This is a genomic window from Alteribacillus persepolensis, assembly GCF_900099605.1.
Taxonomy (GTDB): domain Bacteria; phylum Bacillota; class Bacilli; order Bacillales; family Marinococcaceae; genus Alteribacillus; species Alteribacillus persepolensis.
Genome location: NZ_FNDK01000023.1, coordinates 23268 through 44333, shown reverse-complemented (window position 1 = coordinate 44333; position 21066 = coordinate 23268). Strand labels below are relative to the sequence as shown.

Below are 21066 nucleotides of genomic sequence, written 5' to 3'. Positions count from 1 at the left end.
ACCTGCTAATTACATGATACTACCCATCAAACGGTATCAATCGGCAAACATACGCGCCAATTCTCGTGGGTCGTCACCACTTCCGATAATCTTGTATCCGACTCTTATTAATCGTGTCGCCTGCTCAATTCCTTCACAGTACGTAATATGTCCACTCGGTGCGATTAAAGCAAAGAACATGCCTCACCTCCTTAGCTGCATTATAGCAATATTTATGATTTTAATAAAAAAGTGTATTGACATCGTAAATACAAATATATAAAATGAAGTTAACAAATATAGGCAAGGGGTGCTTTTTATGAAATTCAAATTAGACCAAACTGTCATTTTCGAAGGCGAAAAAGTTATTGTTTGGGATTATTCACACAGATACAAGGATTATGAGATAAAAAAGGAGAACGGCGATGTTGTTCGCGGTTTATCTGAAAATCAATTGAAAGAAATGTAATTGTTAAAGGAGGCGTTGAAGAATAATGGATGCTCATATAATGGTTAGAATAGACAAAAAGCAAAAAGAGGCATTTATCAAAAAAGCGAAAGAGCAAGGTGCGGATGCTTCCACATTAATCAGAATGTGGGTGCATGATTATTTAAAGGAAGGAGGGTGAAACCGCCCTCCTTTTTTATACTGCTTCACCAATACCAAATAATAATTCGAGCAGTAACGGCGCCATCTGTACAAGGATGAAGCCGATGGATGCTGTCTGTATGGTCGAGTATCCCTTTTCTTTTAATCCAATCATAACCATTAAAGCACCGCCTGTCACCATGACGGTGGCGACTGGATAGGACAGATGGGTGATTAATTCCACTAATGGGTCAAATGAGCCGACAATCTTTTCTTTAATAGCACCGTTTACCGATACCGTCACTGCATGCGGTTCTTGTGCCATTGCCGGTGTTGCCCCACCTGCCAAGAGTAGAGGAACAGTCACGGATGATACTTTACGTTTCGCTTTCGGTTGAGGGTTCATGAACTCACTGATTGTGCCGACTGTTTTTGTTTTCATTTGAAGCCCTCCTATTATTGTGCAGGGCGCGAAATCATGATATAATGAAATTGATCGTTTGAGGTGGGAAAGGTTCCCCACGCGCCCTTGTGGTTAAAAGAGATGCAGGATACGCCGCCCTGCCAAACGATTCTGTTATCTTGCGCATATGGACCAGATGAGTGACCTTTGTTAGAGGTCGCTTTTTTATTTTATCTGTTTTGCCGTGTAAATATCGAACGATAATCCGTTACACAATCGTTCCAGTCGTGGTTTTCGGCTTTCTAATTCTGTTACCCATATCAAGCTAAAATTTGTGTACTTCGCGAATGTTCTGTACTTCTCGATTTTTCGTTCATTTTTTTGCATGGATTGAGAACAGTCCACTTCAACAAAGCGCGGAACGTTCTTATAATCAAATTTTGCATCACACACCAGTTGCGCTTCTTTCGTTTTTAATCGCATTTCATTCTTCCAAGATGACGGGCAACCTACCATAATATACAGTTGATTTCGCAATAAAAAATGCTGCACATTTGTTGTTCTTTTCCGCACTACTTTACAGCCTACGCGTTCCCTCCCTAATTTATTGAGATAATACACCTTCTCCAAGCCATGCCGAAACGAGCATAAATACTCATCCATGTTGTTCAAGATACGGTTGGCGTTTCGGGCGCTTTTTAAATCGTGAATGATTTGTATTTGTTCTCTAGTCAGATAATCCAGTTTCTTCAATGACAAAAGAATGTTCTCCTTTCTCTGTTCGTGAAACCTGTTCATCCTTTCCCCTCCCTCTCATGTTGACATGCGGCGTTATGCGCTCTTTTATCTGCTCGTTGGATATATACGGGCATTGTACGGTTTCCTTCTTCACGCGCTTATATATCGCCCTCCCCGGTATTTCCGGCAATTCCTCTGCGCCTTTCTCGTCTAATGTGGCCAACGATGCAGCAGCCGTTTCCAATATGAAAGACACACGCCCTCCGATATTCTGACGTACCTGTGACGGCAATGTCTCATTTGTCGGGTATTGGGTGGCATACACCAGCCTGTACCCTGCTGCACGCCCTCGTCTTGCTATGTCTGTGACAATGGCTAGTGATTCTTTATCAAGGTCGGCGGCTTCATCAATCATGACAAAGTGCCGGTTTTTCTCGCCTGCTTCTGCCACATCTTCAAATCCGCCGTTGACAACTTCTCGTAGCTTTGCATCCATTTCTTGCTGTACCAATTCCAACGTGTCACGAGCTTCTGACGGATCTCTAGCAAAGTATTTCGTTTGGTCTAAGTCTTTGAAGCGTTGGAACGCCGTGCCGCCTTTTAAATCCACAAGAGAAAAAGTGACGTGTTTTGCCTTCGACTGAATAAGGGATGTAATCAACAACTTCAAGTATTGTGATTTTCCAAATCCGGTAGCCCCTGCAACGACGATATGCGGGCGTTTTTCGAAGTCATGACGTATCACCTTCTCACGGTTCAAACCAACCGGCACACGCCAGTCTATTGCTCTCATAGCGTCGTTATACTCAATGCTTGAGGGTAACGGCTTATCATATACTTTGATTTTCAGCATGCCGTCAAACGAAAATTCTACTTCCTTTTGTGCCTTGCTCGGATGAAACAGGGCGCGAAGCTGTGGGATAATGTCTTTTTTCCAGTTGATGTCCTTCAAGTCATCCAGTGAAAAAGTTTTCGTATTCAATCCATTTTCAATGACATGCTTTCGAGCTTCGATATCCTTCACAGACAAGCCGTACGGAAGCTGAAAGATATACTCTGTCCCTCCCTTTATTTTTCGTTTTGTGTACAGCCGGATATTTCTCTGTTTGCCGTTTTCTTTGACATACAGATTGGCATTGTTGAAAATCCGCTGTATTTTTTGTGCATCATTCCAGGATAGATGTTTGTTGGTGTGAGCAAACGCCAATACACCACAAGCAACCAATGATGATGTGATTTCTACAATCAAAAGCAGACCACCATCCTTTTTATATATGAAATATATAGTTGTGATAAGATGGAACGTTTTTTTCTGGCTAGAACCTGCGATAATTCAAGATTTTTACACTACCATTCTTGGTTCTGCGACAGTATTTGATAAAGCATATTCTTTCTTGCTTGTTCAATATGCATTGTCCACGATAAAAATTTCTCGAATAGCATGTACTTTTTAGAAGGGAATAAAGAATATACCGAGAATGAAGGGGATAAGAGGTGATGAGATGTACAAATGTGAATTGAAAATTATGATATTGCAGAAGGGATATAAGAACGTGAAGGCATTTTCCGAATCATGCGGGGTGAATGCGAATACATTGAGCAGCATTATGAATGGTCACAGACTACCTTCGTTTGATTCCGTGTACAAGATATGTAGAACGCTGGACATGCGCCCGGATGAGATATGGAAAGAGCAGGAATAAACCTGCTCTATTTTAAGCCGCGTAACCGTTCATGGCCTAACAATCGGATGATGTCTTTGTATTCCAATTCATCATTCTCGATTCGTTCGAGCCACGCTTTACTGATGGGGTTACGTTGTTTTTCTTCATCCGTCCAACGCTCGATGACTGGTTGCCATACTTCCTTTGTGCCTTTGTCGAGTTTTTCGCTCATCCAGTCGCCCTCCTTTACGGCTGATTTTACCGAACGAAGAACAGCACGATAATCAAAAGAAGGACACTCTTTCCATTCGTATCCCGGAAACTCGTTGTGTCCTCTCGTCCGTTTGTAGCTTGGCATGTCCTTCATCAAGCAGTCGTGTAGTTCCTTGAGTGAGCGCTTTTGTTCTTTCGTCGGTTCTTCTTCTCGAAAGTCACCAACCAAACAGATACCCACCGCAATATTATTTGAGTTACCGACATGGTAGCTAATGACGCTTAAATCATGGCAATATTGGATGGTCCCATCTTTTAATATGACAAAATGATACGCAATCTCTGGCCATCCATTTGTGAACACATGATGCCGTGAAAAAGAGTGAGCATCGCCTTCTTTGGTCAATGAATGATGAATGGCAATGTCTGTTTTGTCGTTCTTGCTGTTTTTCGGTTGCCATCCGTCATGCGGAAGTTTGCCGCGCAGATTTTTTAGCTGTGACAAGGATTCGAATGAATACGGCATCATTGAGCACCGGCTTTCTCAATCGCTTCTTTCTGGCGTTTTCCTTTTTCGGTGATGTAGTTGTTTTTGAACCACGTCCATATTGCGGCAACAACTGTGATACAAGCAGATACCCCTTGCTCGATTTCTTCTTGAGAAAATGGCAACGGCGATTTGCCGAACGCGGCTAAAATCTGATTCATTAATGCCGCAACTAGCACGATAGTCCTTGTGAGTGTTCCTTTGTCCATGATATCCCTCCTAGTAATACTGAATAACCATTGGAAGCACAAATAAAATGACTGTGACTAATATGCCGGCCATTGTGAGCTTGTGCTTTTTCTCCCGGTCGGCACGTTCTTCTTGCCTTTCTGTATATGAAATGAAACGCCGCTCTAATTCGTCGATATCTTTTGTGGCTCCATCGGCTAAATTGTAGGCTTTCCGGCTTCGTTCGTTGGCTTCTTTGACCGTTTCAAATTTTTCTTCGATACGTTCCATGCGTCCATCCAAACGGACAAGCGACTGTGACACACTCCTTAATTCATCGTAAATTTCTTTGTACCCCACCGTCACGCCTTCTTCCTCCATTTCGTTGCCCCCTCTCATGTCGTGTAGGAGCATCGACATATTTACTCCCTTGTGATTTTTTGATATTGTAGATACACCGTCTATTTCCTTGCGTGTAGACGGGAGGGGCGTGTGTGGCGCCCCGTTGTCCCATAAAAAATAACGCCTTGAATGGCGTTTTTTGTTTGTCTTATTTAATTCGCATCATGGACGGGATATTCATTCACTTCTCAAATACTTATACTGCTCATTTGGTGTCATGCCTTTTAAATTCTCATCATTCACCGATTCCGCAATCAATTCGCTACATATCATTTCATTCGGATTATTCCAGGGCTTATCGCCCCACTCAAATCCATACCATATGAAACGAAGAAGGTCATATTTCTTCCCTACGTGATTTAACGCTTTTTCGATATCGCCGTCAACCTCTACAAACTCGTAATCTGTTAAGTCAAAATGACGTACTTTGACTCCTTTCGGAAAACGAGAGTCTAATATATGATGCTCGTCTACTTTAATCGCTACGTGTGACCACTTCCCCTTATCAAAGAAACGAATAATCCTCGACAACACGGAGGAAGAACGGGAAAAGATTATCACCATGTTATAGCTTCCACTTCTTCTTTTGTTGTGGCGGCTTTTACTTGGTCACGTAGCTGTTTGTTTTTAAAAATACATTCTTTCTTGTGTCGGAAGGCTTCTTTGTAAACAGTTAGCCATTCTTCCCTTGAATGAGTGACATTTTCATCATTTATTGTCATCCAATCGACTTCTGTGATTGTCTCGTCATCTTTCAGTTCATCTTTCTGGCCTTGCATATTCAACTGATCTTCGGTAGTTAGTCGGTATCCATTCCCGTTAGAAGCTATAAATCCATTAATGATGGTTTGTTGGCATTGTGAAGATAGTTCTTTTATTTTTTCTTCTTTGGCGGGTTCAATCGATTTTTCTGTCAACTCCACATCAATGACTTCGCCATTTTCGACAACCAATTCAAAGAAAGGATAGTTCCTCTTTATTTTTTGGGCTAGTTCGCTGTTGTCATCTACTATGAAAACATCCGTTTCATTAGTCCAATTTTCATTTGGTTTACCATTCATGGTTATAAAAGATATTGGATTTTTTCTTACAATCATAAAATGCAACTCCTTTTATCTAATAGCGAAATAGTTATACACTCGGTTTAACGCATTTGTTTGAACATCTTCATCCGAATCATAATAAACCGTAAACCCACTACTGTTTACCCTTACTATGTCGCTTAGATTTTTATCGTGTTGACGATCACTTGTAGCAAATCCCGAATATACGGCACCCTCTATACTCATAAAAGGCCAGTCAGCTCTAGCTACAAATACCGCTGTTGGTCTAAATCCCAAAGAAATGACCTGACTTGCGTCACCCGTGCCTGTGTACGTCCCCGCAACACTTGTCGCAGAAATAGCTTTATCATAAGCAGCCTTCACCGCTTTAGGTGTGGCTGCTGTCGTTTCATCTGTACTATCGTTATCACTATTTAACCGCACATGTCCTTTTTGTGTTAATGTCGCATCTTCGCCCTGATGCGAAGTAAGGTCACTGGCTACTTGGTCGGCGTTCCCATCTACTTCGTTTATCGCACCGACTAAATCCGTTTTTTCAGTCGTTGTCAGCGTGGATAAATCGCCCGTTTGTCCGTCTGTATAGGTATTCGCGTTGCTTTCTGCGGTGTCCGCCTTGCTTTGTGCGCCGGACGGTGTTTCTGCGCCGATTTGCGTTGTTGTGACATTGTGCGGATTATTCGTGTCGCTTACGTGCGTACCTTCCGCCACTGTACCTGCCGTTGTGCCGAAATCTTTGTTAAATGCGGTGTTTTTCGTGAACGCCGGTTCTGCCCCTACATCGGCGGCGGTCAAATTATTAATGACCGTCCTCATTTCCTGTATGGCGTGATAACTCGTGTACATCCACCAATTGTGCCATTGTGCCGGTGGTTTTTCTTGCTCTTGCCATCCTTCATCCTTCTTCGATTGTGGCGGCTCTATGCCTGTGGCGTTCCATTCGGGAAGTGGGTTGTTAAACTCTGCCATTGTATCACTCCTTTTACATTGGTAGTGGTCTATCTTCGCCCGGTTGATATAATGCGCCGTAATATCCGCCGGTTGTTTGGTCTACGTCTGCGAATCCGGCGTTTGCATCTAACGCTTCATCGATGGCACCGTATGCAAATGTGCCTTCTAGCTCGATACTGCGAACATACACGCCAGCCGCAACCGTACCGGCGACAAACTGAACGAATTGGTCACCTGTCATGCCTACTCTGTTTAAGTTGTCGATGGGTATTTCAATTAGGCTGATTCCTGCCGGTTCGGGATTGTCAGCATCCATCCATGTTTCACTGATTCCTATTTCGGATGGGTCGGCATCAATTGCCATTGACAGCACTTCAATCACTGTGTTCGTGTCACCTTCCGACATGTCGCGGGCGGTCTTAGACTTGAGTAAAATGCGGTATATTTCATCACTAACTGCCCCTCGGTATTGGTTCAAGTCAATGCCGATGTCATCGAGCGTCTTGCCCTCGGCGTTGTCAATTGCTCGCCACGCTTCGATACGCTCAAACGTGGCGGTGAGTTCATCTAATTGCGACGTGACAAGGCTGATTGTTTTGGCAATGTTTGAATTAGGATTTTTGTTGTATGCATCGGTTAAGCGTTTCAGTAAACTCATGATACCGTCACCTTTTCATAATCTGTCGTAGCGACTTGTTGCTGATTAATCGTTACATCCGACATGGCTTGTAAATTGTTGGGGTCTGTGCCGACTTCTAAGGTCGGGATATTGACGACACCTGGAATGTCATGCAAGGCAGCAATGACCATTGTGAAATACATGTCATTTCCTGCGCCTAGCCCGGTATAGACATTGCCGTCATAGTCCGTGCCGCCAACATATCGAATGACCGCTGTTGTCGCTTGTTCCATGCCATCGCTCGGAAATTCGTTGTTTGTCTCAAGCTCGATATTGAAATGAATGGTCACTTCTTCTGCTCGTGAAAAGCTGATAGGAATGATGTGTCCAGAATCATCCTCAATGTCAACGGTGATATTTCCATACGTCTCAATGCCTGCTGCACGCCGGTCAAAGATGGCTTGTGCCACATCTTCATCACTGCCGCCTAGAACGAAGGTTTCAAAGCTCCTGCCCGGTCTGCCATCCGCATCTGTATCAAGGGAAAGGTTTTCTATCACCGTTGCTGTTCGTGCGCCCTCTACGCCTAGCACAGCCGCTCTTATGCCGTTTGTGGTTGGAGAATTTCCTGTGCTGTGCGACAAGTCATATCGTTCTTTAAGCTCGGCGTCTGTTTCTTCATCTCGCCCACCGCTAACGGGGTCGGGATTTGTGACACTATCCACGCCCACCATAGGGGTAACGATTTCTGTCACGGTGTTCGGCTCGGTGTTGCTGTCTGCCCCTGCTTCTTCTGCTGTGATAGGCGCTAATACTGTGCCGGTGCTGTCAATCGTGACACTGGCGGTCGTTCGGTATGTCTCGTCACCGTTTCCAACAATGAAACCCTCATCTATCACCGTGCCGTCTGTTCCTGTTATCTCAATTTCCCCTGTGGCTTCTTCTGCCGGACGACGGCGCATGAGCCGGTTGTCCACCAATCCGTCTAGCGCTCGCCCTTCTGCTTTATGAACAAAGCCGCTGTTGTACACTTTTTCTGCCAACTGCCATACGCCGGATAAACCAAACGCAATCAGAGAAATAACCTTCCCATTGACGCCGCTATCGGTATTGGAGTTTTCGCCGAACAGCTCCCGCCATTGTGCGGATATTTCTTCTCGTATGTCGGCGTATCGTTTCCGTTTAAATCCATCTTTCGTCAGTCCGAACATCATAGCACCTCCTGTATCTCGAAGGTGTCACCGTCCGCTAAAACGGCAACAAAAAAGACCGTCAGTTTTCGCGCTGATCGGTCAAAGTCTAAATTTACATTTTCAATGCTTTCGATTTCGTCCATTTGGTCGGCGACATCATCCAATGCCGCTTGCACATCGTTTTCGTTGACGTTTTTCCCTTGAATGACGCTGTAATCAAAGCCTTCTTCCGGGTCAAGAAACCATTCATCCTTGTTGGTTCGTAGCAACTGACGAAACCGCTGCTGTATCTCGTCTATCCCTCTGACTTCCTGCAACTGTCCGTTTTGCATGACAATGTCGCCGGTGTGGTCTACTTGTAATGCCTTCATGACATATCACCTACCAATCCTGTAATGATGGCAGAAGTAAGGTTATGCGGTTCTTTCACGCCGCCGTTTCCTGTTTTTCCTTTTATAGCATCAGAAAAATTAAATTCGGGTATAGCAGCAAGCACGATATCGCCTGTTTCATAATGCGGGAAAATCTCTATATTTTGCGTTTCGGCATCATCATAGCTGATGGTCATATCTCCACTGTTTATGGTGTGAGATGTGCCGTTGTGTGGAATCGGAGAATGGTTCACACTTCCACCTTCTAATGTGAATGTTTTAGGAAGTTTTAGCCGTTGACGTTGCGCTCTTGCATTAATAATTTTACTGAACGGCTGACCATCTTCATCTGTAAACAACGGGGCAAGGTCGCCTATGCCTGTCTCTGTGTCGTATGATTCCACGCGGCAAATGATATTGGTGTGAATCACTCTACCACTTCCATTTCTGTGTACCATTCATCGCCATCTGTTTGACCAGAATGATTGGCTTTCCTTACTCTGAAACTGCCGTTCACATTCTTCGATTTGATTTCAATGATGCTGTCGGCTTGCACTCGATGGTTGAGCAAGGCTTTCACGTTGTATCCCTTTATTTCATTGCCGTCCTCATCTTCTTCCACGAATGGTTCCGGGCTTCCAACAAGTCCGCGCTCTGGTGAAAAAATAAAGCGCACCTCATCTCCTTCTCCAGGAGGACGAAAGTACGCTAAGCCTTTATTGATGTTAAATTTTGCGCCGCAATCTTCAGCAAGCAACCGCAACCGATAAAGAATCGTACCGGCTTCGTGCTTTCCTTGTCGGTACTGTACATCGTTCGGCAAATTCAACGCCCCTACAGACAATCCAACGATATTACATAAGTCTGTGATGATTTGTGACGCTCGTGTACCTTCTTTGTATGTCTTATTGACGCGTAGTTTGTCACGTTGGTCTGTGCCGTCTACGGCTTTCACCGTAGTCTCTCTGTCCACGCCCTCTTTTGTGGTGTCCGCTTCATACACGACACCGACAAAGCAGCTCCCTACATCGTTTTCATATCCCGCATTAATGATGAGAGGGTCGCCGCGTGATATGCGGTTGATGCGGTCGGAGGATAAGTTATAAAATGTCACTTCGGCATGATTCTTTTTCGGCTCATCCGTGTACTCTACATCAAATTCATAATCAAAGTAGTAGGAGGATAACGAAGCGCGCCCCATGATAATATTGGATTCTCGCTTAAAGCTATTCATTCACATCACCCTCGGTTTGAGCGTCAATATACAAGAACACCGACTCGGTGAATGTGTCATAGGTGACTTCGTCATTTTCGCCGGATGGGTCAAGGGGAGTGATTGGTGCAGATGGTAGCCGTGTATCACTCAATGCACCAAACAACGGCTGTCCGTATACGATTTTTTCGCCGTATATGATAACCTCATCATTTTGCAACAAATCAACGGTAAAAAAATCATAGTCGCCGTTATAGTGTATCTCAAATGTGTACACGGTTCCCTCCAATTCGATATCAAATTGATACGGGATACGCTCTTTCTCAACAGGAATTATCATTGTGCCTGCACCCTCCCTGCGTTTCCGACTTCTGATGTGTCTGCTTTCAATTCAGCAGGAAGCAAGCCAACGGTGGAAGGACGTGCCACGCGTGCTTGTACGATGTTTAACGTGAAACTGAATCCGTTCCTGTAATTCACATTTACGTTTGTGCTGTAATTTTCAACAATGCAATTACTCATGTTTGCCCGCCCACTATATGAAGTGATATCTCTTGCATTGCGTAATTTCAACAAAGCACGGTGTTTTTCTGCCGCGTCGCTTCCTGTCACTTCGCCTGTGATTTGATACCGCAACGGATTCAACTGAATGTGGTCAGCAACATCTGCCCCGCGTTCCACAGGGTGAGTGGTGACTTCACTTTCATAATTTCGTGTCTCGTCAATTAAGAAAAATTCCACATCTCCAATACGTGCCACACCTTACACCTCCCTTATCGCTTCTTCTCGCTGAAATTTGTTCATGTGCTTCTTCCATTCACGATAAGCACCACGTACGCTTGCTGCACCAATTCGTTCTGCTTGTTCCGGCGTGGTGTCTCGGTCAAAATGGTTTTCGATGTTGAATTGTGGCTGTGTCGTACTCGCCGATGCAACGCCAGATGAAGCAACCGGCGCGTTATGTGGCGTGTAATATTCCGCCGGATTTCCGCGATGGGCTAAATTTTCCGCTGTTTTCGCCACTTTCATGGCTGAATCATCCATGCCGATTTGCAACCCTGCGCCGATATCATCACCCAGCCCCATCATTAATTTGGAAGGGGAAGATGTATCAAAAAAGCTCGTGAATGAGCCCCATAAATCACCGGCAATGTTCCCAGCAGCATCTAACAAGTCGCCTGCTTTTTCGGTGATGCCGTCAATCAGACCGCCGATAATGTCGCGCCCTAATTCAATCATCTCGCCCGGCAAATCTTCAAAGAAGCTCATAACATTGCCCCATATTTCGGTGATGGTATCCCAAGCATCATTCATTTTCTCTCGAACGGTATCGACAATGTCGTTAAATCCTGTCGTCACAAAATCAATTATTTGACCAACGGCAGTCGATATAAAATCAACGATAAAGCCCCAAATGGTCTGAATCAGATTCCAAATTCCTGTCATGACCAGCGAAACAATGTCAATGAGCAAGTTAAAACCTAACTCTAGCAAATTGAGAATCAAATCCCATGCCGACAGAAGTAACGGCCCTAAATTCACAAACAAATTGACAGCAAGGTCAACGAGGCTGTTCCATAATTCGCTCCAATTTCCGCTCAATAATGCTCCAATGACATTGAATATATCTAAGATTAAATCCCAGGCCAATTGAGTAGCATTGATGATTAAATCCCACGCTGATTGCAGTGTACTCACGAGTGTTTCGCCGTAATTTTCCCATACAAAGATGAGAAAATCCCCTACACCTGTGATTAAATTCATAAACGAATCTCTAAAATCCAACACTCTATTAATCACGGCGTCCAGATAATCAGATATAGAAATATCCAAACCTTGAAACCATTCAATTACTGTTTGTATAGCGTTCACTACTGTATCGAAAGCACCACTTGATGATGCATCAAACTGTTCGAAATACCCAATAACCCATTGAATCGCGTCCACGACATAGCCCATCGCTGTACGGATGAATCCAAATGCGGTACTAATGCCACTTTCAATGGCTGGCATGTTATCTAAAATAAAATCAAGGAATGTCTGGAATCCTGGCAACAATTCAGCAGCTAATCGGTTCCACACGCCACCTAATGCGTTCTGAACCTTGTCCATCGTGTCAGCCCACAACACACCTGCGTTAATAGCATCCTCATCAATAACTGCGCCCAACTCGTGCGCTTCTTCCCTCAAATCTTCTATGGCATCGCCGCCCTGTTGGATAGCCGGAAGAAGCTGTCTGCCTAGCCTTGTACCGAACAACTCACCAGCCAATTCAGCTTGCGCGGTAGCATCTTCCATCTCATGTAGTTGGTCGATGGACTTCATGAATACTTCATCTGTACTCATATTCGCTAATTCTGCCTGTGTCATACCTAGTCGTCCTAATGCTTCGGTGTATTTCTCATTTCCTTGTTGCGCCTGCCCTATGCGTTGGGTGAGACGTTCTAACCCTCTATCCATTTGTGATTGGTCAACGCCGACTTGCCCCATAGCGAAACGCAATTCTTGCAAAGCGTCTGTATGCACACCTGTCCGTATAGACGCTTTATCAATTTCATCCGCTGTGTCAGCGAATTGGTTAGCCATTGCCACACCGCCGCCGACTACTGCGGTCGCTGCGCCTCCAATAGCTGCACCGACTACACCAACCCCTTTGGCAAGGTCACCAAGACTTTTCGTACCGCGTTCGCTTGCATTTTCAATAGAATCACCCATCCCTTCGGATGATTCCCCCGCTTGGTCGGCGGCTTCTCCGACTCCATCCATCGCTTCTTCTGTGGTATTCACATCATCTGCTGCACTTGATACATCAGCGACATTCCCTGTCATTTCTTCAACTGTACCGCCAGCATCAACAGTGCTGTCGCGAAAACTGTTCATCGCATCATCTATATCTGACAACGCACCGTCATTCACATCAAAATCTATACCTACTGTTAATTCCCTTAAAGCCATTTTCTCACCCCTTTCAGGGCATAAAAAAAGACACCCTATAAAGGATGCCTTTTATCTATCCGTGTTTTTGATTATCCGCAATCAATTTTGCTTGCTTTTTCATTCGTTTATTCGCTTTATGCTCATGCACAACCAAACAAGCATGAATACTTCCGGGTATCCAGAAGAATAACCATAGTAAAATACTAATTAATCCCTGTATCGGCTTTCCTACAGCAAAAACCGCAACAGGCGGAAGGAAAATGGCTAAAAGGTACAACATATCAATACAACCCCTTCATATGTGGTACTTCCATTTTACGCCAATTTCCTCCGACTATTCAATCATTTCTTTTGTTTCTGCATGCGCTTTTGTACCTCTTCCTGATGAATATTCAGCGCTTCGTTGTACTCTAACACTTCATCCGTGCTTAACGATGCCATGTCCAGCGTCATACCACCTTCATGGATGATCGGGCGCCAAAACCACCAATTATTTTTCGCTCGCCTTCTATATTCACGAGCTTGTTCTATTTTATCGTCACTCACTTTTCCCTCTAAGAAAGTTGATAGCCGCCTTGGTTGTTTCCTCAAAATCTTCTAAGTTGTCATCCCAAAACGCCCAATCCACTTTCGGCTCCACAATGACATATTCATGAATATAATCAAGCAGCTTCTTTTCGTCTGTTCGTCCTGCTTCATCTTTGCAACGCATTTTCGCTCTTGTGTAGTTTAATACGCCAGGATGTTGAAATTTGTACACTTTTCCTGTCGGTGCTGTGAAATCTTTTTGTTTTGCCATATATTATTCCTCCTTGTAATCCAATACAGTGATTTCTGCTTCTACTTCTGATATTTCGTTCCCAAATTCGCCGCCCGGTGATGTGAGAATACGGCAATCACTGCCGCCTGCTTTCACTTGGTTGCCGTCGTTCTTATCCGTGATGAAACAAGGGAAATGCGTGCGGCTGTTGTGCAACGCGCGAAGGTTTTGCAATGTCGGGGAATTGTGCTGGAATGTGACAGTGATAACACCTTGCGTGTTGTGGCTTTCTGCCACGCTGTAATCTCCCTGTGCGCCGTATGATACCGATGCGGTATCTTCTGATTTCTCAAATGACACCATTGTCTCGCCTAGTCCAACCGCATAATTACCATTAATGATAATGTTTATATCTTTCGGATCGTAGTTCATGTGTCATCCTCCTTACACTTCGATTGTTATTTCAATGTCGCCGCCATGTACAGCACCGGCCAATGTCACGTTGGCTTGAATGTTTGGTAGTAAACGGTCTGCGCGGTCGTTTGCTGTTGTCTCGCTTCGTGTCGGCGCGTTAACCGAATACATGAATTGTCCATCCTCATCCGTTGCAATCATGTCATTTTGTGCCGCTTCCATAATGGGTGCTTCAATTGCCGCTTCAATCATGGCAATACCTGCATTGGTGTATGGTACTTTGTCCGCTCGCAAGAGTGTGCCGAATACACTTTCGTCAATGCGCGTGTACAAGAAATCTTGTGAGCGCATCACATCAATCCATTCCCCGGATGTAACCTGCCCGTCATACGTGTGCAGATTTCCATGCTGCTCAATGTAGGTGTTTCCACCTGCTTCTTTCACAGCATCTTCGTCTACATCACTTGCTGAAAGGCCATTTAATGGCTGATAATTCCATGTGATAGAGCCGGGGTCGAATGATGCACATTTGCCAATCCATGCCTCGCACGGGTAGCTCGTAGGGTCACTGTGTACCATGACAATGGTGCGGTCGCTTTCTAGTCCTTCCAACACCGTTTCATCATCGGTGCTGACACCGTACAACTTCTGTTGCGCATCCACCCATTCCGATAATGCCGTGATTTCAGCCGAGCCTTGCTCTTGACAAGTAAGGAAATAATATTCCTCTTTGGTGTCATTTAGCGCGCTCACTAACGTTGTCGGCTCATCCACTGCGTTGTCATATTCCACACCCATGATGGCAATTTCTGTTGGTCGTGGCGTCTGCCCTAGGATGCGATTTGCCATTGCATAGGCTTCGGTTGTTTCGTCAAAGTCAGCCGATACATCCTCCAACTCGGTATATGTCGTGAATGGATGAGCGCTGTCTGTCGCTAAAATGAGCACTTTGCCAAATCCAGCTTGTGAAATGGCTCGCGTTTGCCTCGAAATCGTTATCTGCCAATCTTTAATAGCCATGTTCTCACTCTCCTCCTATAATGTCGCCGTTTACTTCTGCACGTTCGATAATCTCAATGCTTCGTGTTGCTTCATCGGTGGTTCTAAGAATCACGTCAAAGCCACATCTTTGGTCGTAATCTGTCTCAAGGAATGTCGTGCGGTCTTGCATCGGCTCAATGCTTTGTACAATCAAGTCATGCTCTTTCAAATACTCGTAGCCATGAAAGCGAAACCATCGCTTTAATTCATGTGCCGTATTCAATGCCGTACCTTTGTCGCTGCTGTACACGGTCAAGGACAGCGTCATGGTCGCTACATTCACACGAGTCAGTGTTGTGCTTTCGCTTGTCTCATAACCTGCCTGCTCGACATACGGTGTGGTGAATTTGTGACTGATAAATGTGTCAATATTGTCTTGATTGTCTGGTCGTGGGTCGCCGTTTTCTAAATCCACAAAAAAACGCCCCAAATCCGTCCAGATTTGTGAGCGTAATGTTTCTTTTATTTGGTTGTAATCTATCATGTAGACACCCTTTTCACATACGCCTTCATGAAGTGCGAATAAAGTCCATATGGAGCGATTTGGTCTACTTGGTAGGTATCACCCTCAATGATGACTTGTTGCCCTCGTTTTAGCGTATATTTGTCTGTGTCAATGAGTATTTTCCTGTCGTCGAAAGTGTAAGTTCCACCTTCGTCATATCGCAGCTCATCATTGTTCATTTGTGCGATAATGCCGGTCATTGCTTCCTCGGTTTCTTCGCCAGGCGGTACGTATTCCCCTGTTTCGCTGTCATAATATCCCTCGGTTGCTTCGACAACGGCGGTGAAAGTGCGTCCGTATCGGTTGAATTGTCGCTTGAAGTTGAACATGTTATCTCACCCTACTGGTTATGGCATCGTTTAGGCTGCCTGTGTCGACGAGTGGGTTTCTTGATTTCTTCCTTTCAATGGTAGCAGGATGCAAAGCAGGGTCTGACACTTCAATAAGTCGCTCTTTCAACTTCCCTTCAATCTCAAGCCCTAGCATTTGCATGAAAGTCTCGCCGTCTGTACCTAATTCCAACACATCCGGGAGAAGGTCTTGTATTTTTCGATTGATTTCTTTTTCTGATTCATCCCATCCACTTCTGATGAACGAACGCTCTGGAATATGGATTTCTGTCGTATCTTCTCTCAAGTGGATGCCGATATGATGCAGGTATGCGCGCATTTTGTCAGTGACTTCAATGTCCACGCCAAATTCATGCACTGCTGCAATCATTTCTTGTTCGCCTCCACCAAATACGCCTGCTTCAATCGTGCTGCTGCCCATATCCTTGACGTTCTTCATCAGTTCGGGAATATTATTGTTGTCTCGGATGCGTACAGCCATCACAGAAACCTCGCTTTCATGTACGGGCGAAGGTACTGCTTGGCGGTTGCTGTGGAATCTTCGCTATATGACACCGACAACTCGCCTGCTACGCTCTCGCTTGTGACATTCGGGCTTTGCTCGGATGATTGCACCAACACGGCAATTGCCTTCTTAAATCCTGCAGGTGCATCACTCTCGGTGTACTCGGTTTTGCATTTCTCATTCGCCCAATCGAGTGCTGCATCTATTTCCAATTGCACAGCCGGGGAATCTTCCACCCCGGCCAGCGTTAACACATCATCTCTAAATGCCATATCCTAGCACCTCGAGCAGTTCGTCTTTCTTCATGGAGGAATAGCCTTCAATGCCACGCTCTTTGGCTTCCTCCTTCAATGCAGAAACGGTCATGTCTTGCGGTTTCGTTTCAGTCGCCTGTCTTTCTTCGTTCCTTTGCTCGGTTTCGGCATCATCCACCCTCCTGAAACCACGTTCCTTATACAACACATGGAACGCCTTCTCTGTAACATTGATTACTCTTTCACCGTTTGTCGCTTTCATACACTATCCCTCCTTACACTTCTGGAACAGGGATGAGAGCGCCAAATGCATCTTCTTTGAGCGTCATGAAACCGATATGCATAGTCGCACGAAGCGCAAACATATCACGTTCGAACAAATTCACAGGGTCGCCGTTCTCGTCTGTAATGGTGGTGATTGTTGCATCTTCACTGATAGCATACTCGATATCTTGCAAGATACCATAACGCGCATACTGCCAATCCCCTGTTAAAATGTGCGCCTTGTCGTAATCCCATGCTTTTCCGTCCACATATCCAACAGACAGTCCAAGCAAATTAGGTGGTTCGCCTTGTGTTGTTTCGTTGAAAATAGGGTTATTTTGAGCATCTACCGCGCCACGAAGGTTTTTTCTGAAACGACGGGTCGTTGTAAAACCGTTCGGGTCATTATCTCCGTCTTCGATAAGTCCGGCAAGGTCATTTAAATCAAGATAAAGGTTGGCGTTTGTTCCTAATTCTACTGTGTTGCCGCTAGTGTTGATATTCTCCCATACAGATGTGCCAGCAGCATACGGGCTTTCATTTCCAAACAGAGCTGCTTGATCAAACTTCGTATAAAACGCTTCTGCAATAGCAGGGCGCATTTGATTAAAGAAGTCTGATACAGTGTAATTCAAAAATTCTTTTGTTACAGGGAGAATGACACCTAGTTTTTTTGCTTCCATTTCGGCACTCATCCATGTAGCTTTGCTTGTTTCAATACGCTCACCTTCTCCTACCCAGTAAGCTCCGGGACCATCTGCTAAATAGGTGAACTCTTTTTTCGGCGCGTTCATTTCTTCATATTGCGCCAATTGCGCCGTGACAGAATTTGTCATAAATTCCTTCATCACGAGCGTTCCTTGTTCTGCCGGGATTTCACCTGTACGAGCATCTTGCATCAATACGTTATCTGGATTAAATGTTGGCATATTTTATCTCTCCTTATTTTCTAATATTCGCTTCTTTCGCCAATTCCGCCAAACTGCTGGTCGCACCCTTCATTTTCGTACTTCCAACGTTTGGTTTATCTGTCGCAAGTCGTTTTTTTACTTCATCCTCCAGTGCTTCTTTCCATTTCACTTCCACTTCTTTGATGACTTCCAATGTCTTTTCAGCATCATCCGCCAAAAGATACGGTGCGATGGATGTAGGGAGTTGACGCTCATGTAAATCCTGTTCCGCTTGCAATTTGAGTCGCTCACGATAGAATTTTTTCTTTTCTTCTTCAAACTTTTGTTGCTGCTGTTCAAATTCTTTTTGCTGGCGTTCTTTTTCGCTAAGCTTCGCCAATTCTTCGGCCTCGCGTCTTTCGCGCTCGATTTCTTGCTGCATTTGCTCTTTCAACTTTTGCCGCTCTTTCTCCAACGCCTGCTGCACGCGGCGGTCTGCTTCGCGTTGCTTCTCTTTCTCCAATTCCTCTTTAGAAAGCGTAATGCTGTTGTCATCGCCGCCTTCTTGGTTACCTTCGTCTTGTTGGTTATCTGTATTTCCTTCGCCTTCTTCAGCGAAATATTGCAAGTTCAGCTTTAACATCGTGTGTCCTCCTTGCCCTCATGTTCTCGCCATGAGTTCAAATAATAGTAACGCCGCCTATCCGTTGCGCTTGCCCCGGATATTCAGCATAAGCCTTTTACCGTCTTGCTTAGGACAATAAAAAAAGAACGCTATCCTAAGCGCTCTGCTCTCCATTCGTCATAAGATAAATCCGCTAATTCATCATGCTGTGGTTTTTCGACTCGCTGTATTTCGTAAGTAATGAAGCACCTGCAATTGATACTTTCGCTGGCAGGTAAACTTGCATCACTCGGCATTTCTGCTTCCATTCCACCTACATTGAACGTTCCGTCTACTTTTTCGACTTTCTTTCCACCCAAATCGTCATGACTGTCTCTGACACGAGAATCACTGACCGTATTCCATGTTTTCATCATGACGATACCCTTTTTCTGTGCATGCTTGGCACTTTCTAATGACGCCGATTCTCTCACACGGTGCGACTCCGTCCGCACAATTCGCTGTGCCTTAGAACGGTCAATTTCCAATTCATCTTGTATCAATCGGCTCATGCTGCGGTATGTCTGCCCTTCTCGCAATCCTCGTGTGATGGTCTCGCGCATGTTCATGATTAATTCCCCACGACGACGCGACAAACGCTCATTCAATGTGAGTCCTGTGAAATCCGTATTGATGATTTCATCGACAACTTCATCTTTCACAGCCGAATATCCGAGCATGGCCAGTGCTTCTGTCTCGAAAATATGACCAGTGCGATAATACGCTTCTTTGTATTGATCGCTCAAATGAGCGTATATTACATTTCGCATGCCGGTTTCTTGAGCATTGACCACTTTCACAATCTCATCTTGCAGCTTTTTCAGCCGGTCATACTTCACCATTTCTTCGTATGTGAGCTGTCCGTCCTTCTCGTACTTCTCAAATCGCTTGGATATGAGCTGTTGGATGTCACGAAGCAACCGCGCATATCGCCGTGCCACTTCCCTTTCTTTGCTGTCTGTGAGCTGTTCTAAGCGTTCTTTCATGTCTTGAAACCTACTGCTCATTTTCTTCTTCCTCTATCGCGTCTTGGATGGTGTATTCATCTTCCTCTGATTCCAGGCGTTCTTCTTCTTTCGCCGGATCTTCTACCCAAGGGATGAATGATCGCAATGTCTTACGACTGACTAGGCGTGTGCCTAACAGTTGCGTTGCTTGATTGACCATTGCCGCATCATCTTGTGGCAAGTTCTTGCTGAATTTAATTTGAATATCAGCAGGGTCGAAGTTGTTCCCTTGTACGTTCAATACATTGCTGATTAATCGAATACGCCGATACAGCGACTTCTTGAAGCTACGCTCTTTTGCCGCGCGGTTATCTTCAAAGGCTTTCAGCTTATACTCTATCGCAACGCCTGTGCTATTGCCGCCGAAATTCTCATCAGACAAATCAGGGGCGGCTGATACCTTGTGAATGTCACGCTGTAACCTTGTTTTCAGATTCTCTTTCCATGCATCATTGATGTCTTTGGTCAACCAACGAACGTCTGCCCCTTCACCTTCGGACAGCTCAATGACGCGGCGTTCCTTCATCTCTCGTACGTCCTCATCGTCGGCTGTCATGCCAATCAGTACAAGATACGCGTCATTCGAGTAGTTACTTTCATTGATATCATCCGACTGCAGCAAGTTATACGCATCGTTCAAGGTGATAATATCCTCAAAATCCCCTTTGCTGTCCTCTCCTTTGTTGTAGTACGGATTGATTGGCACTTCACCGAAATAGTGCGGACGTTCATCCTGCAATTCGTATCCATTCTGCCTGTTGATGAAATGAAATATCTGAGTATCGGTGTACACGTACGCATGCGTTTCTCGCTGTCTCGTCAGCACATCCTCATGGTCAAACCAACGGATAGCCATGAACAAATTGGCATCAATCGACGTGTCATACACAAAAATGACGCGCTGTTCCTCTGGGTTCAGCACGTCAAATTTAATATTCAGTTGATTGGTGCGCTCTCCCCGTTCGTTCATGCCTTCTTCATTTTCGGCATAAACAATTTCAGCCGCACGGTTGTAGATACTGGCATATTTCGCTAGTCGCGCATTGACATTCTGTTCGTCATTGTCGTCAAAGATTTCTTGTAGCCGTTCCATGTATTCTTCATTCTCGGATGAGTAGCTAATCGGCTCACCGATAAAATACCCGGTGTAAATGTCGGTGATGTATTTGCAGAAGTTGGTCACAATCTTGTTGTTCGGCTTCGTCTTATCGTCAAAGGTACGATTCTTTATGTCATGGTCGCCTTCGTAGTAATCTCTGTTCTTCTCGTCTTTTGGTAGCTGACTCACTCGGTCTTTGTCCACCAGGGCTTCTATCAGCTTCGGTGTAACCTCTTGTTCATTCAATCGTATGTGCATCTGTCCA

At 44.9% G+C, this 21066-nt stretch carries 35 protein-coding genes; 3 read left to right on the top strand and 32 right to left on the bottom strand.

Going from position 1 to position 21066, the window contains the following annotated elements; genetic code table 11:
* Positions 1-36: 36 nt before the first annotated feature.
* On the bottom strand, positions 37-180 hold the full coding sequence (locus tag BLT18_RS18365; RefSeq protein ID WP_175487547.1) for a hypothetical protein: 144 nt from the start codon (positions 178-180) through the stop codon (positions 37-39).
* Positions 181-298: 118 nt separating this feature from the next.
* Here BLT18_RS18365 and BLT18_RS18360 point away from each other — a divergent pair, with 118 nt between their 5' ends.
* Positions 299-448 carry a hypothetical protein gene (locus tag BLT18_RS18360; RefSeq protein ID WP_175487546.1) on the top strand — a complete coding sequence of 50 codons (150 nt, stop codon included), beginning with the start codon at positions 299-301 and terminating at the stop codon, positions 446-448.
* Positions 449-473: 25 nt separating this feature from the next.
* Positions 474-608 (top strand): hypothetical protein, encoded by a 135-nt coding sequence (locus tag BLT18_RS18695; protein WP_281242364.1) that lies wholly within the window; start codon positions 474-476, stop codon positions 606-608.
* A 15-nt stretch (positions 609-623) separates the two neighbouring features.
* On the opposite strand, the gene BLT18_RS14795 is transcribed toward BLT18_RS18695, so the two are convergent.
* The 3 genes from BLT18_RS14795 to BLT18_RS14785 all read right to left on the bottom strand — a co-directional run bounded on the left by BLT18_RS14795 (position 624) and on the right by BLT18_RS14785 (position 2958).
* Entirely contained in the window at positions 624-1010 is a 387-nt protein-coding gene (locus BLT18_RS14795; protein WP_091275685.1) for a hypothetical protein, read from the bottom strand.
* 186 nt (positions 1011-1196) lie between these two features.
* A complete protein-coding gene (locus BLT18_RS14790) occupies positions 1197-1730 on the bottom strand; it encodes a replication-relaxation family protein (protein ID WP_175487545.1) in 534 nt (177 codons plus the stop codon).
* A complete protein-coding gene (locus BLT18_RS14785) occupies positions 1699-2958 on the bottom strand; it encodes an FtsK/SpoIIIE domain-containing protein (RefSeq protein ID WP_091275680.1) in 1260 nt (419 codons plus the stop codon). The genes BLT18_RS14790 and BLT18_RS14785 overlap by 32 nt, the downstream gene beginning before the upstream one ends.
* Positions 2959-3187: 229 nt before the next feature.
* Between BLT18_RS14785 and BLT18_RS18805 the strand changes: the two genes are divergently transcribed.
* On the top strand, positions 3188-3412 hold the full coding sequence (locus BLT18_RS18805) for a helix-turn-helix domain-containing protein (RefSeq protein WP_091275678.1): 225 nt from the start codon (positions 3188-3190) through the stop codon (positions 3410-3412).
* 7 nt (positions 3413-3419) lie between these two features.
* Here the strand turns inward: BLT18_RS18805 and BLT18_RS14775 are convergent, their stop codons facing one another.
* The 28 genes from BLT18_RS14775 to BLT18_RS14640 form a co-directional block, all read right to left on the bottom strand.
* On the bottom strand, positions 3420-4112 hold the full coding sequence (locus BLT18_RS14775; RefSeq protein ID WP_175487543.1) for a peptidoglycan recognition protein family protein: 693 nt from the start codon (positions 4110-4112) through the stop codon (positions 3420-3422).
* A complete protein-coding gene (locus BLT18_RS14770; RefSeq protein WP_091275674.1) occupies positions 4112-4342 on the bottom strand; it encodes a phage holin in 231 nt (76 codons plus the stop codon). The genes BLT18_RS14775 and BLT18_RS14770 overlap by 1 nt, the downstream gene beginning before the upstream one ends.
* A gap of 10 nt (positions 4343-4352) precedes the next feature.
* A complete protein-coding gene (locus tag BLT18_RS14765) occupies positions 4353-4682 on the bottom strand; it encodes a hypothetical protein (protein ID WP_091275672.1) in 330 nt (109 codons plus the stop codon).
* A gap of 198 nt (positions 4683-4880) precedes the next feature.
* The gene (locus BLT18_RS14760; protein ID WP_091275670.1) at positions 4881-5267 is read right to left on the bottom strand and encodes a C40 family peptidase; all 387 of its coding nucleotides are present in this window, start codon (positions 5265-5267) and stop codon (positions 4881-4883) included.
* On the bottom strand, positions 5261-5800 hold the full coding sequence (locus BLT18_RS14755; RefSeq protein ID WP_091275668.1) for a DUF4376 domain-containing protein: 540 nt from the start codon (positions 5798-5800) through the stop codon (positions 5261-5263). The genes BLT18_RS14760 and BLT18_RS14755 overlap by 7 nt, the downstream gene beginning before the upstream one ends.
* Positions 5801-5815: 15 nt before the next feature.
* The gene (locus BLT18_RS14750; RefSeq protein ID WP_091275666.1) at positions 5816-6733 is read right to left on the bottom strand and encodes a phage tail protein; all 918 of its coding nucleotides are present in this window, start codon (positions 6731-6733) and stop codon (positions 5816-5818) included.
* Positions 6734-6746: 13 nt separating this feature from the next.
* Positions 6747-7373, bottom strand: coding sequence for a hypothetical protein (locus BLT18_RS14745; protein WP_091275664.1), 627 nt, complete (start codon positions 7371-7373; stop codon positions 6747-6749).
* Complete coding sequence (locus BLT18_RS14740) at positions 7370-8545, bottom strand: baseplate J/gp47 family protein (protein WP_175487542.1); 1176 nt, start codon at positions 8543-8545, stop codon at positions 7370-7372. Before BLT18_RS14740 ends, BLT18_RS14745 begins: the two co-directional genes overlap by 4 nt.
* Positions 8545-8898, bottom strand: a complete 354-nt coding sequence (locus tag BLT18_RS14735) for a GPW/gp25 family protein (protein ID WP_091275661.1) — start codon at positions 8896-8898, stop codon at positions 8545-8547. The genes BLT18_RS14740 and BLT18_RS14735 overlap by 1 nt, the downstream gene beginning before the upstream one ends.
* Positions 8895-9329: a hypothetical protein gene (locus BLT18_RS14730; RefSeq protein WP_091275659.1), complete on the bottom strand. Its 435-nt coding sequence runs from the start codon at positions 9327-9329 to the stop codon at positions 8895-8897. The genes BLT18_RS14735 and BLT18_RS14730 overlap by 4 nt, the downstream gene beginning before the upstream one ends.
* Positions 9326-10132 (bottom strand): phage protein, encoded by an 807-nt coding sequence (locus BLT18_RS14725; protein ID WP_091275657.1) that lies wholly within the window; start codon positions 10130-10132, stop codon positions 9326-9328. The genes BLT18_RS14730 and BLT18_RS14725 overlap by 4 nt, the downstream gene beginning before the upstream one ends.
* Positions 10125-10451, bottom strand: coding sequence for a phage baseplate plug family protein (locus BLT18_RS14720; protein WP_091275655.1), 327 nt, complete (start codon positions 10449-10451; stop codon positions 10125-10127). The genes BLT18_RS14725 and BLT18_RS14720 overlap by 8 nt, the downstream gene beginning before the upstream one ends.
* Positions 10448-10870: a phage baseplate protein gene (locus tag BLT18_RS14715; RefSeq protein WP_091275652.1), complete on the bottom strand. Its 423-nt coding sequence runs from the start codon at positions 10868-10870 to the stop codon at positions 10448-10450. Before BLT18_RS14715 ends, BLT18_RS14720 begins: the two co-directional genes overlap by 4 nt.
* Before the next feature lie 3 nt (positions 10871-10873).
* Positions 10874-13066 (bottom strand): phage tail protein, encoded by a 2193-nt coding sequence (locus BLT18_RS14710; protein WP_091275651.1) that lies wholly within the window; start codon positions 13064-13066, stop codon positions 10874-10876.
* Positions 13067-13121: 55 nt separating this feature from the next.
* On the bottom strand, positions 13122-13328 hold the full coding sequence (locus tag BLT18_RS14705; protein WP_091275648.1) for a YqaE/Pmp3 family membrane protein: 207 nt from the start codon (positions 13326-13328) through the stop codon (positions 13122-13124).
* Positions 13329-13390: 62 nt separating this feature from the next.
* Entirely contained in the window at positions 13391-13594 is a 204-nt protein-coding gene (locus BLT18_RS14700) for a hypothetical protein (RefSeq protein ID WP_091275646.1), read from the bottom strand.
* The gene (locus BLT18_RS14695; RefSeq protein WP_091275644.1) at positions 13587-13847 is read right to left on the bottom strand and encodes a hypothetical protein; all 261 of its coding nucleotides are present in this window, start codon (positions 13845-13847) and stop codon (positions 13587-13589) included. Before BLT18_RS14695 ends, BLT18_RS14700 begins: the two co-directional genes overlap by 8 nt.
* 3 nt (positions 13848-13850) lie before the next feature.
* Positions 13851-14240, bottom strand: coding sequence for a phage structural protein (locus tag BLT18_RS14690; RefSeq protein WP_091275641.1), 390 nt, complete (start codon positions 14238-14240; stop codon positions 13851-13853).
* A gap of 12 nt (positions 14241-14252) precedes the next feature.
* Positions 14253-15242, bottom strand: a complete 990-nt coding sequence (locus tag BLT18_RS14685) for a DUF3383 family protein (protein ID WP_091275639.1) — start codon at positions 15240-15242, stop codon at positions 14253-14255.
* 4 nt (positions 15243-15246) lie between these two features.
* Entirely contained in the window at positions 15247-15747 is a 501-nt protein-coding gene (locus tag BLT18_RS14680; RefSeq protein WP_091275636.1) for a phage neck terminator protein, read from the bottom strand.
* Positions 15744-16097, bottom strand: coding sequence for a hypothetical protein (locus tag BLT18_RS14675; protein ID WP_091275633.1), 354 nt, complete (start codon positions 16095-16097; stop codon positions 15744-15746). Before BLT18_RS14675 ends, BLT18_RS14680 begins: the two co-directional genes overlap by 4 nt.
* A 1-nt stretch (position 16098) precedes the next feature.
* On the bottom strand, positions 16099-16599 hold the full coding sequence (locus tag BLT18_RS14670) for a hypothetical protein (RefSeq protein WP_091275631.1): 501 nt from the start codon (positions 16597-16599) through the stop codon (positions 16099-16101).
* Entirely contained in the window at positions 16599-16895 is a 297-nt protein-coding gene (locus BLT18_RS14665) for a head-tail connector protein (RefSeq protein ID WP_091275629.1), read from the bottom strand. The genes BLT18_RS14670 and BLT18_RS14665 overlap by 1 nt, the downstream gene beginning before the upstream one ends.
* Positions 16885-17139, bottom strand: a complete 255-nt coding sequence (locus BLT18_RS14660) for a Rho termination factor N-terminal domain-containing protein (protein WP_091275627.1) — start codon at positions 17137-17139, stop codon at positions 16885-16887. Before BLT18_RS14660 ends, BLT18_RS14665 begins: the two co-directional genes overlap by 11 nt.
* 13 nt (positions 17140-17152) lie before the next feature.
* Positions 17153-18070 (bottom strand): phage major capsid protein, encoded by a 918-nt coding sequence (locus BLT18_RS14655; RefSeq protein ID WP_091275624.1) that lies wholly within the window; start codon positions 18068-18070, stop codon positions 17153-17155.
* Positions 18071-18083: 13 nt separating this feature from the next.
* Positions 18084-18674, bottom strand: a complete 591-nt coding sequence (locus BLT18_RS14650) for a capsid assembly scaffolding protein Gp46 family protein (RefSeq protein WP_091275621.1) — start codon at positions 18672-18674, stop codon at positions 18084-18086.
* Positions 18675-18805: 131 nt separating this feature from the next.
* On the bottom strand, positions 18806-19702 hold the full coding sequence (locus tag BLT18_RS14645; RefSeq protein WP_091275618.1) for a phage minor head protein: 897 nt from the start codon (positions 19700-19702) through the stop codon (positions 18806-18808).
* A complete protein-coding gene (locus BLT18_RS14640; RefSeq protein ID WP_091275615.1) occupies positions 19692-21059 on the bottom strand; it encodes a phage portal protein in 1368 nt (455 codons plus the stop codon). The genes BLT18_RS14645 and BLT18_RS14640 overlap by 11 nt, the downstream gene beginning before the upstream one ends.
* Positions 21060-21066 lie beyond the last annotated feature (7 nt).